The sequence below is a fragment of the Pseudomonas sp. RL genome (assembly GCF_000647775.1).
Lineage (GTDB): Bacteria > Pseudomonadota > Gammaproteobacteria > Pseudomonadales > Pseudomonadaceae > Serpens > Serpens flexibilis.
In genome coordinates this window covers 20757-33387 of sequence record NZ_JBOY01000056.1, presented here as the reverse complement: position 1 = coordinate 33387, position 12631 = coordinate 20757, and the positions used below count along the sequence as shown (strand labels likewise).

Genomic DNA, 12631 nt, shown 5'->3' with positions numbered 1-12631 from the left:
GATGATCAGTCGGGGACTATCGCCTCAAAAAGGTCGGTAGTCGAGATACAAGGGTGGTCAACGCGCCGCGTTGGCCACCATGGGGGTTGGGTGCACCGCCGGCGGCGGCCAGATAAAGCGCTGACCGCCCTACGCAGGTACCGCGATGATTCGCCAGTCATCGCCCACGGCGCGGATCTCGCGAATGCGCAGCTCCGGCACCTCGGCCATGCACTGCAGCGGCCAGTCCAGCAGCGGTCGCGCGCTGGAGCCAAGGAACTTGCCGGCCATGAAGATCTGGAACTCGTCCACCAGGCCCTGTTGTGCGAAGGCGCCCGCCAGACGCGGACCGGCCTCGATCAGCACCTCGTTGGCACCGCGCCCAGCGAGCGTGCGCAGCAACGCCGCCAGGTCCACGTATTCGCCCTCGCCCGGCAACACCAGGCACTCATGCCCGGCCGTGGCGTAATCCACCGGGGTATCCAGCGCGGTGACCACCAGCGCCGGACCCGCCTGGAAGAATGGCGCCGACAGCGGCACGCGGCCCCGGCCATCCACCAGCACGCGCAGCGGTGGGCGACCCAGCGCCAGCGCGGCCTGCCCGGGCGAAACGCCCAGCTCGTCGCTGCGCACGGTCAACCGCGCAGCGTCCATCAATACGGTATCGGCGCCGGTGATCACCACACTGGAGCGCGCGCGCAGCCGCTGCACGGCAGCGCGCGCCGCCGGCCCGGTGATCCACTGGCTTTCGCCGCTGGCCATGGCGGTACGGCCGTCCAGGCTCATGGCCAGTTTCACCCGCACATGGGGCAGGCCGCTTTCCATGCGCTTGATAAAGCCCACGTTCAGCTCGCGGGCTTCCGCTTCGAGCACGCCGGAGCAGACCTCGATGCCCACGCTGCGCAGCCGCTCCAGGCCACGCCCTGCCACTTGCGGATTGGGATCCTGCATGGCGGCCACCACCCGGGCAACACCGGCCTGGACCAATGCTTCGGCGCAAGGCGGGGTGCGGCCGAAATGGCTGCAGGGCTCCAGCGTCACATAGGCGGTGGCGCCACGCGTCAGCTCGCCCGCCTGGCGCAGGGCATGCACCTCGGCGTGCGGTTCGCCGGCACGCACGTGCCAGCCTTCGCCGACGATCTGGCCGTCACGCACGATGACGCAGCCGACCCGGGGATTGGGGTGGGTGGAATACAGGCCCTGCCGCGCGAGCTCCAGGGCCCGTGCCATATAACCCTGATCGTTCATTGCCGGGCCGGCTCGCGGGACAGGCGCTCAATTTCCTCGCGGAATTCGTTGAGGTCCTGGAAACGGCGGTATACCGAGGCGAAGCGGATATAGGCGATCTCGTCGAGCTTGCGCAGCTCGTCCATCACCAGTTCACCCACCATCAACGCCTTGACCTCGCGCTCGCCGCTGGCACGCAGCTTGTGCTTGATATGGGCAATGGATTCTTCCAGGCGCTCCACGCTTACCGGGCGCTTTTCCAGCGCGCGCTGCATGCCGGCGCGCAGCTTTTCCTCGTCGAACGGCTGGCGGCTGCCGTCCTGCTTGATGATCCGCGGCAGCACCAGTTCGGCAGTCTCGAAGGTGGTGAAGCGATCACCGCAGGCCAGGCATTCGCGCCGGCGGCGCACCTGGTCGCCCTCGGCGACCAGACGCGAGTCAATAACCTTGGTGTCGTGCGCACCACAGAAGGGACAGTGCATGGGAAGCGCCCGTATGGCTTGAAAGTGCGGCCATGGTACTCGATAGCCCGGGCGAGACAAATTGCCCGGCTTTGCGCTATACAGGCGCGCCTTTTATCACCGAACGCCGTTGCCATGCTGCCGCCCGCCTCCCTGCAAACCGCCCTGGACTCGCTGCTGGGGGATGCCCGCCTGACCGCCACGCGGCTACCCGGCACGGACCTGTCCCTGTGGCTGATCGACCCGGCCAATATGGAGCGCGCCTTCAGCCCCGAGGAAACCCGGCGCATCCTGGAAGAGCCGCCCTACTGGTGCTTCTGCTGGGCCAGCGGCCTGGTGCTGGCGCACTGGCTGGCCGAGCGCCCGGAGTGGGTATGCGGCAAGCGGGTGCTGGATTTCGGTGCCGGTTCCGGCGTGGCGGCGATCGCCGCGGCCAAGGCTGGCGCCACCGAGGTGGTGGCTTGCGACCTGGATCCGGTTGCCCTGGAGTCCTGCCGCGCCAACGCCGAACTCAACGGCGTGACGCTCGGCTATTCGGCGGACTTCTTCGCCGAGGAAGACCGCTTTGATCTGATCATCGTCGCCGACGTGCTGTACGACCGCGCCAACCTGCCGCTGCTCGACGCCTTTCTCAGCCGTGGGCAAGAGGCACTGGTGGCCGACTCGCGGGTAAAGAATTTCCAGCATCCGCTGTACCGCCACCTCGGCCAGGAGGAAGCCTGCACCTGGCCGGACCTGGCGGAGCCGGCGGAATTCCGACACGTGAATCTGTATCACGCCCAGCGCAACGAAAACGCCCCGCATTGAGCGGGGCGTTCTCATGCAGCGCACGTTCGGCTTAGAAGGTCAGGCCGACGTTCATCCGTGCGCCATCGAACTCTTCCTTGTCGTGGCTCTGATAGCTGGCACCCACGAAGAACTGGGTGTTGGTGGAAGCCCAGGCCGACCAGCCGAAGTTGACGCCGTATTCCCTTACCTGTTCGGAATAGAGCGCATCGCCCGAGTAGCGGGTGTCGCGCACGAACACCTGGGTCGCCAGCTTCCACGGCAGGGCGATGTGCCAGGCCAGCCCGTTGGTCATGGCCTTGTTGCTCAGGTCGTAATCGATCGCGTAGGTCACCGGATCTACATCGTCGTCGTCCTCGTATTCGAGGCGCTCACTGTCGATCTTCGCCATGCTGTTGCTCAGGGTGAATTCCTGGCCGAACAACGAGAAGTCGTAGCGGGTGGTCAGCGACAGCGCACGCAGCACGCCCACGCTGAGAATTTCAGCGGAACCGGCGACGCCGTAGTCAATGGCCGGCGTAATCTCCAGGCCCTCGATCAGCGGAATGGTCCAGCCGAAGCCCAGCTGCAGGCTGTAGCTCTTCGCATCTTCGTTGATGGTGGTGTAGCTCATCGGCAGGCGGAACTGCAGACGGTGGCCGGGGAACCAATCAAGCTTGAAGGTGTAGGCCAGCGGCAGCTGATAGTTGACCACGTCCTGGTTATCCAGGGTGGTGTAGCTGCTTTGGCGCAGGCCGATATCCCACTGGTTGTCGATATTCTGGCGATCGGTGCCGGTGATCGAGCTGTTGGTCAGGAAATAGATGTTGTCGACCATGGTCGACATCAGGCTGCTGGGGTTACCGGCAACCGGGTCGAAACTGGTGGATGCGGCGGCAACTTTGTTGATCCGGGTGAGAATCTCGTTCTCGCCCTTCTCGACCAGAAAGTCCTTGAGTTGGTCGAGTGCATCGTCGCCTTGCGGGTCGTCAGTGAATTCCTCGTAGATCCCCAGACTGGGAATGTCCAGGATCAGCTTGGTGCCTTGCTGGTAGGTCAGCTGGATGGGCACGCCGCGGAACTTGATGTCGGCGATGGCGGTGTCAGTAGTCTCGTTGAAGCCGCTCTGACCCCACTTGTCGATGATGAAATCGATGTCGACGACATCGATGGCCTCCTCGGCATCGTTGAAACTGAAGTTCTCCGTGACCAGCGTGCCGTTGTTATTCCAAGACAAAGTGACATCGAACAACTTTGCCTGCGCAGGCGTAGCCGCCAGCGCAATGGCCGAAGCCAGCACTACTTTACGAAACATGGTTTTCCTCCCCCGTTGATAATCCCTGCTCCGGCGTTGGCAGATTTCGTTCGGCAGGGTGCCATTATTTTGCCTTTATTCCCGAATGCCGGCTAGACCGGTCTACGGGAATCTGTCAAGACCGGCACGGCAAGCAAATGTCGCGCCGCCCGATCGAATGCCTTCAAACCGTTCGTCTGGATAAGCGGCTGGCTTTCCGCCGGCGGCGGGCCGTCTTACCATTCCACCCAACGCACATCCCCCGAGAGAGCCCATGAGCGCGACTCCGTACATCTTCGATGCCACCGATGCCAGCTTCGAACAACTGGTAATCGAGAACTCCTTTCACAAACCGGTGCTGGTGGACTTCTGGGCCGAATGGTGTTCGCCCTGCAAGGCGCTGATGCCGGTGCTGGCGAAGATCGCCGAGGACTACCAGGGCGAGCTGCTGCTGGCCAAGGTGAATTGCGATATCGAACAGGGCGTGGTGATGCGCCTGGGCATTCGCAGCCTGCCGACCGTGGTGCTGTTCAAGGACGGCCAGCCGGTGGACGGTTTCGCCGGCGCGCAGCCGGAATCGGCCATCCGTGCCATGCTCGAGCCCCACGTGCAGCTGCCGGCCGCTCCCGAGGCCGATCTGCTGGACAGCGCCCGGGCGGCCTTTGCCGAGGGCCGCATCGGCGAAGCGGAAGCGCTGCTCAAGCAACTGCTTAGCGAGGACAATCAGAACGCACCGGCGCTGATCCTGTATGCCCGCTGCCTGGCCGAGCGCGGCGAGCTGGGCGAGGCCGAGACGGTGCTCAACGCCGTCCCGGCCGGCGACGACCACAAGCAGGCCCTGGCCGGCGCCCGCGCCCAGCTGACCTTCCTGCGCCAGGCAGCCGACCTGCCGGAGGTCGCCTTGCTCAAGTCACGCCTGGCACGGGATGCCAGCGACGACGAGGCGGCCTACCAACTGGCCGTCCAGCAACTGGCCCGCCAGCAGTACGAGCCGGCGCTCGACGGATTGCTGACGTTGTTCATGCGCAGCCGACACTATGCCGATGGCCTGCCGCACAAGACCCTGTTGCAGGTATTCGACCTGCTGGGCAGCGATCACCCGCTGGTGACCCAGTACCGCCGCCGCTTGTATCAGGCGCTGTACTGAGGCGCTGGGCGATTCGGAAGGGGCTGCAGCCATGACGCGCGGTACCACCAACGCCACAACCTTCATCCCGCGCTTCAGCCGACCCAGCGATAAAGAGGCGCACCGCCCACCGGTTCGACTTTCACCTGGGCGCAGTGGCGCAAACGCACCAGCAGCCGCTTGCCGGCCTGGGGGCTGCCGGCAAGCGCGGCCAGTTGATCCAGCAACTGCGGCCCGGAGAGCTCCCCGGCTTGGCGTAACAGCGCACGGGCTCCCTCCCAGTGCCCATCACAAGCGTCGACGACCGGCTTCGGCGCGGTGCTCGGAGCGGTTTGCGCAGCGGCGTCACGCAGGTTCTGCCAATCCTCGCTGCCCAGTTCGATCTCCAGCTCCACGGGGAGGTCGCCGATGCGACCGCGTACTCGAATCATGCCTGTGTCCTTGAATGTCAGCCGTGCTTCAAACGCGACCTGCGAAGCGGTGGTCAGCACAGCGGGAAATTGGTTATAAGGTAACAAGAATTCCGTAAACGCCAGCAGTGCTGGCATCGTCTGCACATTCCGTTCTGGGAGGTTTCATGCATTACCTTCTGTTTCCCTTCGCCCTGCTGCTGAGCGGCGCCACCCTGGCGAACGAACATCGCAGCCACGAGCACGACAGCCTGGACGCGCATGTTCATGGCGAAGCGCAGCTGGATGTCGCGCTGGAGGGCAAGCTGCTGGAGTTGCAACTGCACAGTCCAGCCATGAACCTGGCGGGCTTCGAGCGAGCCCCCGCCAATGCACGTGAACAGGCACGCCTGAACGCGGTGCGGGACTTTCTGACCCAGCCGGAAAAGGTCTTTATGCTAGCCCCCGAGGCCGGTTGCGCGCTCGAGCGGGAGGCCGTAAGCAGCGAGCTGTTCGGCGTGGCCGCCGGCGACGAGGACCACCTGGCCCTGCATGACGAAGCCTCCGAGGCCGAGCCTGCCGACGATCACCATGACATCCATGCCTATTACCAGTTCACCTGCGCCAAGCCCCAGGCCCTGCGCTCGATTGACCTGCGTAATCTGTTCCGTCAGTACCCGGGACTGCATGAACTGGACGTTCAACTGATCGGCCCCCGCGGGCAGAAAGGCCAGACCCTGAACGCTCGCAATCCGATACTGCAGTTCTGAACGTGACGACCGATCCCTTGCTCGACATTGTCCAGCTGGGCTTCGCCTGGCCCGGCCAGCCGGAGCTGCTGGACATACCCGTTTTCCAGCTTTCTCGCGGCGAAAGCCTGTTCCTGCGAGGCCCGTCCGGCAGCGGCAAGACCACTCTGCTCGGCCTGCTCGGCGGCGTGCAGTTGCCTGGGCGTGGCCAGGTGCGACTGCTGGGGCAAGACCTGGCCAGCCTCGGATCAGCCGCCCGGGATCGCTTCCGGGTCGATCACACCGGCTATGTCTTCCAGCAGTTCAATCTGCTGCCCTTTCTGTCGGTCGCAGAGAACGTCGCCCTGCCCTGCCGTTTTTCTGGCCTGCGCCAGCGCCGAGCCCATGAGCGACACGGCAGCGTCGCCGCTGCGATCGAGCGCCTGCTGGGTGATCTGGGACTGCCTGCCGAGCTGCGTCAGCAGCCGGCGTCGTCGTTATCCATTGGCCAGCAACAGCGGGTCGCCGCCGCCCGCGCGCTGATCGGCCAGCCCGAGCTGGTGATCGCCGACGAGCCCACCTCGGCCCTGGATGCGGACAGTCGCGAGGCGTTCCTGCGCCTGCTGTTCGCCGAGTGCCAGGCGGCCGGGTCCAGCCTGCTGTTCGTCAGCCACGACCAGAGCCTGGCGCCGCTGTTCGATCGCGCCCTGTCACTGGCGGACCTGAACCGCGCCGCACCCCGCACGGGAGTCTGATATGCCTCTGCTTCGCCTGGCCCTGGCCAGCCTGGCCAACCGCCGCTCCACCGTGCTGCTGACCGTGTTTGCCATTGGCCTGTCGGTCTGCCTGCTGCTCACCGTGGAGCGCACCCGGCACGAAGTGCGCGCCAGCTTCGCCAGCACTGTAAGTGGCACCGACCTGATCGTCGGCGCGCGCTCCGGGGCGGTGAACCTGCTGCTCTATTCGGTGTTCCGCATCGGCAACGCCACCAACAACATCCGCTGGGAAAGCTTCCAGCACTTTGCCGAGCATCCCCGGGTGAAATGGGCGATCCCCTTGTCGCTGGGCGACTCGCACCGGGGCTTCCGCGTGCTGGGCACCAGCGAGGCCTATTTCGAGCACTTCCGGCACGGCCGGCAGCAGGCCCTGCAACTAGCCGAAGGACGGCCGTTCGGCAGCGAGCCTTTCGAAGTGGTACTGGGTGCGGAAGTGGCCAGCAGCCTCGGCTATCGGCTGGATCAGGAGATCGTGCTGGCCCATGGCGTGGCCCGGGTGAGTCTCACCCACCATGACGACAAACCGTTTCGCATTGTTGGGATTCTCAAACGCACCGGCACACCGGTGGACCGCACCCTGCACGTGCCGCTGCAGGGCATCGAAGCCCTGCACGTGGACTGGAGGAACGGCATGCCGGCGCGCGGCGCCGGACGCGTGAGTGCCGAGCAGGCGCGCCAGCTCGATTTGCAGCCCAGGCAGATCACCGCTTTCCTGGTCGGCCTGCACAGCCGGGTGAGCACCTTCGCCCTGCAGCGGGAGATCAACCAGTACGGCGGCGAACCGCTGCTGGCGATCCTGCCCGGCGTCGCCTTGCAGGAACTGTGGAGCCTGATGGGCGTTGCCGAGCAGGCACTGTTCGTGGTGTCGCTGTTCGTGGTGCTGATCGGCCTGGTCGGTATGCTCACCGCCATTCTCTCCAGCCTCAACGAGCGGCGCCGGGAAATGGCCATCCTGCGCTCTGTGGGCGCGCGGCCGTGGCATATCGCCGGCCTGCTGGTAATGGAGGCCGGCGCTCTGACCCTGGCCGGCATCCTGCTCGGGCTGGCACTGCTTTACCTCGGCCTGTTCCTGGCACAGCCACCGTTGCAGAGCCATTTCGGCCTGTACCTGCCGCTCACGCCACCCGGCGTCTATGAATGGGGACTGCTGGGCGCTATCTTCGCCACCGCCCTGCTGATGGGCGCCCTGCCAGCCTGGCGCGCCTATCGCCAGTCACTGGCCGATGGCCTGTCGATCCGTCTATGAGGTTGCTCATGTTGCGCACGCTGCTTGCCTTGCTGTTCGCCTTGTGCCTGCCGCTGCAGGCCGCCCAGGTACGGGTACTGGGCTGGAACGATCTGGTACCGGCCGACGCGCCGCCACCGGTCTTCCCCGAACTGCCGATGCACGACCTGGCCGAGCTGGGCGATGTGCTGATGGGCGAAGCCGAGGCGACCACCAGCATGCCCCAGGCCACCGGTCAGCCGGTGGTGCAGGCGCTGGATGGCCAGCGGGTGCGCCTGCCGGGCTATATCGTGCCGCTGGACATGAACGAGCGCGGGCGCGTTACCGAGTTCCTGCTGGTACCGTTCTATGGCGCCTGCATCCATGTGCCACCGCCGCCCTCCAACCAGATCGTGCATGCGGTCAGCGAGCTGGGCGTTCCGATCCAGGAACTCTGGCAGCCGTTCTGGATCGAGGGTCCCATGCAGGTGGAGGCCGTCAGCAGCGAATTGGCCGAAGCGGGGTATCGCATTCAGGCGCAGAAGATCTATGCCTATGAGGAAGGGGACCTGTAGCCACCCCCCTCCCCCACAGAAAGGCACATTGATAGCAGGGACAAGCTGTCGCAGGTACGACACACCGACTATTGCGCCAGATCAAAAATCGCGAAAAACCCCAGGCGCACCATGGTTGCCACTAAACACGACAATCCATGGAGTTACCCCATGCGCAAGACTCTGTTCGCCGCTTCCGCCCTGGCCCTGGCCATTGCTGCTCCGCTCGCTCACGCCCACAAGGCCGGTGACATCATCGTTCGCGCCGGTGCGGTGACCGTGGATCCGCGAGAAGAGAGCAGCGGGATCAAACTGGGCGCGGCCGACCTCGGCGGCAAAGCAACCCTGGACAGCAATACCCAGCTGGGCCTGAACTTCGCCTACATGGTCTCCGACAAGGTGGGTATCGAACTGCTGGCCGCCACGCCCTTCACCCACACCGTCGGGGTGGCTGGTTCGCCGGCCGGCCTGGATTCGCTCAACGGCGAGCTGGCCGAAATCAGCCACCTGCCGCCGACCCTGAGCGCCGTGGTCTATCCCATGAACAGCAATTCCGCCTTCCAGCCCTACCTCGGCGTGGGTATCAACTACACCGTGTTCTTCGACGAGGAAGTCACCAGCAGCGCCAAGACCAAGGGCTTCCAAAACCTGTCCCTCGACAGCTCCTGGGGCCTGGCTTACCAGGTCGGCGCGGACTTCATGCTGAGCGATAACCTGATGATCAACGCCCAGGTGCGCTACATCGATATCGACACCACCGGCAAGACCACCCTGGCCGGCGTCGGTCGCCTGAATGTCGACGTCGATGTCGACCCGATGGTCTACATGGTCGGCCTGGGCTACAAGTTCTAAGCCACTTGCCACCTGAGAACGCCCCGCCCAGCGGGGCGTTTTCGTTTATGGATCGTTACACACCACACCGCTCTACAGAGTCGTGGTGCCCGTGAAGGGGGCAGGAGCGATACCCCGCGGTGGGAGTCCGCTTCGTTGGCCGGCGTAACGCCAGCCCCGAGGCTCCGCAGAAATCCGTTCAGCTCGCCCCGTGGCGGAAATAGCGGTCCAGCAGCGCCGGCAGGCCCGCCCGCCAGGCGCGTGGCTTGACGCCATAGGTGTTGAGGATCTTCTTGCAGGCCAGTACCCCATGCTGGGGCTCCGCCGCTGCGTCGGCGCAGGCCGCGTGGGCCAGCGGGATGATCTCGGCCGGCGGCAGGGTGCGCAGGTTGCGCGCCTCGGCGACCATGCACTGCCCCAGCGCCAGCACGGTGGTGGCCTCCTGGGCGCCGTAGTGGTAGGTGCCCCAGAGCGGCGCGGCGCAGTCGAGCTGCTTGAGGATCGCCAGGATCACCCGCGCCACGTCGTCCACCGGGCAGGGATTGCCGCGTCGGTCATCGGCCAGCTCCAGCGGTTCGCCGGTTTCCAGGCGGCGCAGGAAGCGACCGAGCACGCCATCGCGACTGTCGTCGAGGATCCAGCCGGTGCGCAGGATCACATGGCGCGGGCACAGCGCGCGTACCACCTGCTCCATGTCCAGCAAGGCCTGGCCCAGGGGGCCGAGTGGCTGCGGCTCGTCCGCTTCGCCATAGGCGGTCACCCGGGCACCGTCGAAGACACGATAACTGGACGGCTGCAGCAGGATGATGCCGTGGTACTGGCAAAGCTCTGCCAGACGTTCGACGGCTTCCTTTTGCGCGGCCAGCCGTGATTCGTCCACTTTGCTGTTCTGGAACCAGTCGTAATAGAAGGCCAGGTTCACCACCGCGTCGGGGCGGGTATCGTCGAGCAACTGGGTTAGGCTGGCGGCATCCCAGCTGGCACCCGGAGGGCGCGGGGCGAGAAAGCCGATGTCTTCCTCGGCGCCCTTGGCGATCAGCGATTGCCCCAGCGCGCTGCCGCCGCCGAGCAACATCAGGCGCATGCGCATGGAATCGACTCGCTATGGGAAGAATGACTGAATAACTGCATGGTGGCCGGAATAAGGATCAGGTTGAACGGCACGCGATGCGGGCGATGACCTTCGGCATTCTGCGGGTTTGCTATCGGATCGTCACTAGCGATCTTGCGTCCTGAAAGCAAAAAGCGCAGCCGAGGCTGCGCTTTTTGTCTGTGACGCACTTCTCAGAACGGAATATCGTCATCGAAGCTGTCGTAATCGGGCGCCGGTTGCGCCGGTGCCTGCTGCGGAGCCTGGCGGGCAGCCGGAGCCTGCTGCTGCGGCTCGCGCTGCGGGCGGGCCGGACGCTGGGCATAGTCGCCACCGCCTTCGGCGTTGCCACCACGGCCGCCGAGCAGTTGCATGGTGCCGCCCATATCTACCACGATCTCGGTGGTGTAGCGGTCCTGGCCCTGCTGGTCCTGCCACTTGCGGGTCTGCAGGCGACCTTCGATGTAGCACTGCGAGCCCTTGCGCAGGTACTCGCCGGCGATCTCGGCAACCTTGCCGAACAGCACCACGCGGTGCCATTCGGTACGTTCCTGCAGTTGGCCGGTCTGCTTGTCCTTCCAACTGTCAGTGGTGGCCAGGGTGATGTTGGTCACCGCGTTGCCGTTGGGCAGGTAGCGGGTTTCCGGATCTCCACCCACGTTGCCGATCAGAATGACTTTGTTAACCCCACGGGCCATGACGCTTCTCCCAGGTTCAGCACGCCGGCGCCGGGTCGATCAGACGCTCGAGCGACGCGCGGTCCAGTTGTTCGGTATCCACTTTGATGTACAGGGCGGCTTCCTCAGCCACCACCATGACGTCTGCCACGCCCGGCACCGCCAGCAGGCGCGCGGTCAGCCCGGTATCGGCCAGCGCCGCGCGCGACAGCGACAGGCGCAGGCTGGTGACATAGGGAGGCTCGCGCATGGTAGCAGCAATTGCCAGCCAGATCGCGCACAGCAGCGCACAGCCGATGAAAACCGCGCCCAGTCCGCCCTGCTCCAGCAGCCAGCCGCCGAAGATGCCGCCCAGCGCCGCGCCGAGGAACTGGCTGGTGGAGTACACCCCCATCGCCGTGCCCTTGCCGGCCGCCGGCGAGACCTTGCTGACCAGCGAGGGCAACGACGCCTCCAGCAGGTTGAAGGCCATGAAGAACAGGATGGCGCCGATCACCAGCGCGGTCAGACTGTGGCCCAATTGCCAGAAATACAGCTCGCAGACCAGCAGCAGCGCCACCGCGCCGAGCAGCACGCGCTTCATCTGGCGCTTCTTCTCGCCATAGATGATGAACGGAACCATGGCGAAGAAACCCACCAGCATGGCCACCAGGTATACCCACCAGTGCTCGTCGCGCGGCAAACCGGCCTGTTCGACCAGCGTCAGCGGCAGCGCCACGAAGCTGGCCATGAGGATCGCGTGCAGCACCAGGATGCCCACATCCAGGCGCAGCAGCTCGCCATGGCGCAGGATGCTGCCCAGCGCCTGGCGGGCCACGCCGGATTCGCGATGGCGCAGCGCAGCGCTGGCCTTCGGTACCATGCCCGCCACGATGACCATGCCGAAGAGCGCCATGCCGGCGGTGATCCAGAACAGGCCGGACAGGCCGAAGGCCCGGGTGACCAGCGGCCCGGCCACCATGGCCAGGGCAAAGGACACGCCGATGCTCATGCCGATCAGCGCCATGGCCTTGGTGCGATGCTGCTCGCGGGTCAGGTCGGAGAGCAGGGCCATCACGGCAGCGGAAATCGCCCCGGCGCCCTGCAGCACCCGCCCGGCGATCACGCCCCAGATGGAGTCGGCATTGGCGGCCAGTGCCGAGCCGGCGGCAAAAATCAGCAGGCCGGCATAGATCACCGGGCGCCGACCGATGCGGTCCGACAGCACGCCGAAGGGAATCTGCAGCAGCGCCTGGGTCAGGCCGTAGGCACCAATGGCCAGGCCGATCAGCGCCGGCGTGCTGCCGGCCAGCTCCTGACCATAGGTGGCCAGCACCGGCAGGACCATGAACATGCCGAGCATGCGGAAGGCGAAGACCATGGCCAGCCCGCCGGCGGCCCGGGTCTCGGCAGGGGACATGCGTTCGCTGGATGAATCGTGCATGAACGAACAAGCCTCGTGAAAAGGGCCGCAGATTCTAGCAGGACGACACCGGCTTGGACGGATAAGCGCGCTTGTGACGCGCCTTTCTCCTGCCCGTATACTTCCGC

Annotated in this window: 14 protein-coding genes; 7 read left to right on the top strand and 7 right to left on the bottom strand. The window is 65.4% G+C overall.

Going from position 1 to position 12631, the window contains the following annotated elements:
- Positions 1-129: 129 nt before the first annotated feature.
- Positions 130-1227, bottom strand: a complete 1098-nt coding sequence (gene ribD, locus AS93_RS0110315; RefSeq protein ID WP_081798283.1) for a bifunctional diaminohydroxyphosphoribosylaminopyrimidine deaminase/5-amino-6-(5-phosphoribosylamino)uracil reductase RibD — start codon at positions 1225-1227, stop codon at positions 130-132.
- Entirely contained in the window at positions 1224-1688 is a 465-nt protein-coding gene (nrdR, locus tag AS93_RS0110310; protein ID WP_027590540.1) for a transcriptional regulator NrdR, read from the bottom strand. The genes ribD and nrdR overlap by 4 nt, the downstream gene beginning before the upstream one ends.
- Positions 1689-1802: 114 nt before the next feature.
- On the opposite strand from nrdR, the gene AS93_RS0110305 reads away from it, so the two are divergent.
- Positions 1803-2474 (top strand): 50S ribosomal protein L11 methyltransferase, encoded by a 672-nt coding sequence (locus AS93_RS0110305; protein ID WP_027590539.1) that lies wholly within the window; start codon positions 1803-1805, stop codon positions 2472-2474.
- A gap of 31 nt (positions 2475-2505) precedes the next feature.
- Here the strand turns inward: AS93_RS0110305 and AS93_RS0110300 are convergent, their stop codons facing one another.
- Positions 2506-3747: a hypothetical protein gene (locus AS93_RS0110300; RefSeq protein ID WP_155956141.1), complete on the bottom strand. Its 1242-nt coding sequence runs from the start codon at positions 3745-3747 to the stop codon at positions 2506-2508.
- A gap of 253 nt (positions 3748-4000) precedes the next feature.
- Here AS93_RS0110300 and trxA point away from each other — a divergent pair, with 253 nt between their 5' ends.
- Positions 4001-4873 carry a thioredoxin gene (trxA, locus tag AS93_RS0110295; protein WP_027590537.1) on the top strand — a complete coding sequence of 291 codons (873 nt, stop codon included), beginning with the start codon at positions 4001-4003 and terminating at the stop codon, positions 4871-4873.
- A gap of 74 nt (positions 4874-4947) precedes the next feature.
- Here the strand turns inward: trxA and AS93_RS0110290 are convergent, their stop codons facing one another.
- Positions 4948-5283, bottom strand: coding sequence for a hypothetical protein (locus AS93_RS0110290; RefSeq protein ID WP_027590536.1), 336 nt, complete (start codon positions 5281-5283; stop codon positions 4948-4950).
- Between the two features lie 146 nt (positions 5284-5429).
- Between AS93_RS0110290 and AS93_RS0110285 the strand changes: the two genes are divergently transcribed.
- From AS93_RS0110285 to AS93_RS0110265, 5 genes are all read left to right on the top strand, one after another.
- Complete coding sequence (locus tag AS93_RS0110285; RefSeq protein WP_027590535.1) at positions 5430-6011, top strand: DUF2796 domain-containing protein; 582 nt, start codon at positions 5430-5432, stop codon at positions 6009-6011.
- Positions 6012-6028: 17 nt separating this feature from the next.
- A complete protein-coding gene (locus AS93_RS0110280) occupies positions 6029-6724 on the top strand; it encodes an ATP-binding cassette domain-containing protein (RefSeq protein WP_139182073.1) in 696 nt (231 codons plus the stop codon).
- Between the two features lies 1 nt (position 6725).
- A complete protein-coding gene (locus tag AS93_RS0110275; protein WP_027590533.1) occupies positions 6726-7991 on the top strand; it encodes an ABC transporter permease in 1266 nt (421 codons plus the stop codon).
- An 8-nt stretch (positions 7992-7999) separates the two neighbouring features.
- The gene (locus tag AS93_RS0110270) at positions 8000-8524 is read left to right on the top strand and encodes a DUF3299 domain-containing protein (protein ID WP_027590532.1); all 525 of its coding nucleotides are present in this window, start codon (positions 8000-8002) and stop codon (positions 8522-8524) included.
- Positions 8525-8674: 150 nt separating this feature from the next.
- Positions 8675-9355, top strand: coding sequence for an OmpW family outer membrane protein (locus AS93_RS0110265; protein ID WP_027590531.1), 681 nt, complete (start codon positions 8675-8677; stop codon positions 9353-9355).
- 178 nt (positions 9356-9533) lie between these two features.
- On the opposite strand, the gene AS93_RS0110260 is transcribed toward AS93_RS0110265, so the two are convergent.
- The 3 genes from AS93_RS0110260 to AS93_RS0110250 form a co-directional block, all read right to left on the bottom strand.
- Positions 9534-10424 carry a sugar nucleotide-binding protein gene (locus tag AS93_RS0110260; RefSeq protein WP_027590530.1) on the bottom strand — a complete coding sequence of 297 codons (891 nt, stop codon included), beginning with the start codon at positions 10422-10424 and terminating at the stop codon, positions 9534-9536.
- A gap of 194 nt (positions 10425-10618) precedes the next feature.
- Positions 10619-11122 carry a single-stranded DNA-binding protein gene (gene ssb, locus AS93_RS0110255; RefSeq protein WP_027590529.1) on the bottom strand — a complete coding sequence of 168 codons (504 nt, stop codon included), beginning with the start codon at positions 11120-11122 and terminating at the stop codon, positions 10619-10621.
- A 16-nt stretch (positions 11123-11138) separates the two neighbouring features.
- The gene (locus tag AS93_RS0110250) at positions 11139-12524 is read right to left on the bottom strand and encodes an MFS transporter (protein ID WP_027590528.1); all 1386 of its coding nucleotides are present in this window, start codon (positions 12522-12524) and stop codon (positions 11139-11141) included.
- Positions 12525-12631 lie beyond the last annotated feature (107 nt).

Excerpts from the sequence above, each read along its gene's own strand:
- AS93_RS0110305 (WP_027590539.1), top strand. The coding sequence starts at position 1,803 with ATGCTGCCGCCCGCCTCCCTGCAAACCGCCCTGGACTCGCTGCTGGGG.
- AS93_RS0110270 (WP_027590532.1), top strand. The coding sequence starts at position 8,000 with ATGTTGCGCACGCTGCTTGCCTTGCTGTTCGCCTTGTGCCTGCCGCTG.
- ssb (WP_027590529.1), bottom strand. The coding sequence starts at position 11,122 with ATGGCCCGTGGGGTTAACAAAGTCATTCTGATCGGCAACGTGGGTGGA.
- nrdR (WP_027590540.1), bottom strand. The coding sequence starts at position 1,688 with ATGCACTGTCCCTTCTGTGGTGCGCACGACACCAAGGTTATTGACTCG.
- trxA (WP_027590537.1), top strand. The coding sequence starts at position 4,001 with ATGAGCGCGACTCCGTACATCTTCGATGCCACCGATGCCAGCTTCGAA.
- AS93_RS0110260 (WP_027590530.1), bottom strand. The coding sequence starts at position 10,424 with ATGCGCATGCGCCTGATGTTGCTCGGCGGCGGCAGCGCGCTGGGGCAA.
- AS93_RS0110290 (WP_027590536.1), bottom strand. The coding sequence starts at position 5,283 with ATGATTCGAGTACGCGGTCGCATCGGCGACCTCCCCGTGGAGCTGGAG.
- AS93_RS0110265 (WP_027590531.1), top strand. The coding sequence starts at position 8,675 with ATGCGCAAGACTCTGTTCGCCGCTTCCGCCCTGGCCCTGGCCATTGCT.
- AS93_RS0110300 (WP_155956141.1), bottom strand. The coding sequence starts at position 3,747 with ATGTTTCGTAAAGTAGTGCTGGCTTCGGCCATTGCGCTGGCGGCTACG.
- AS93_RS0110250 (WP_027590528.1), bottom strand. The coding sequence starts at position 12,524 with ATGCACGATTCATCCAGCGAACGCATGTCCCCTGCCGAGACCCGGGCC.
- AS93_RS0110275 (WP_027590533.1), top strand. The coding sequence starts at position 6,726 with ATGCCTCTGCTTCGCCTGGCCCTGGCCAGCCTGGCCAACCGCCGCTCC.
- ribD (WP_081798283.1), bottom strand. The coding sequence starts at position 1,227 with ATGAACGATCAGGGTTATATGGCACGGGCCCTGGAGCTCGCGCGGCAG.
- AS93_RS0110285 (WP_027590535.1), top strand. The coding sequence starts at position 5,430 with ATGCATTACCTTCTGTTTCCCTTCGCCCTGCTGCTGAGCGGCGCCACC.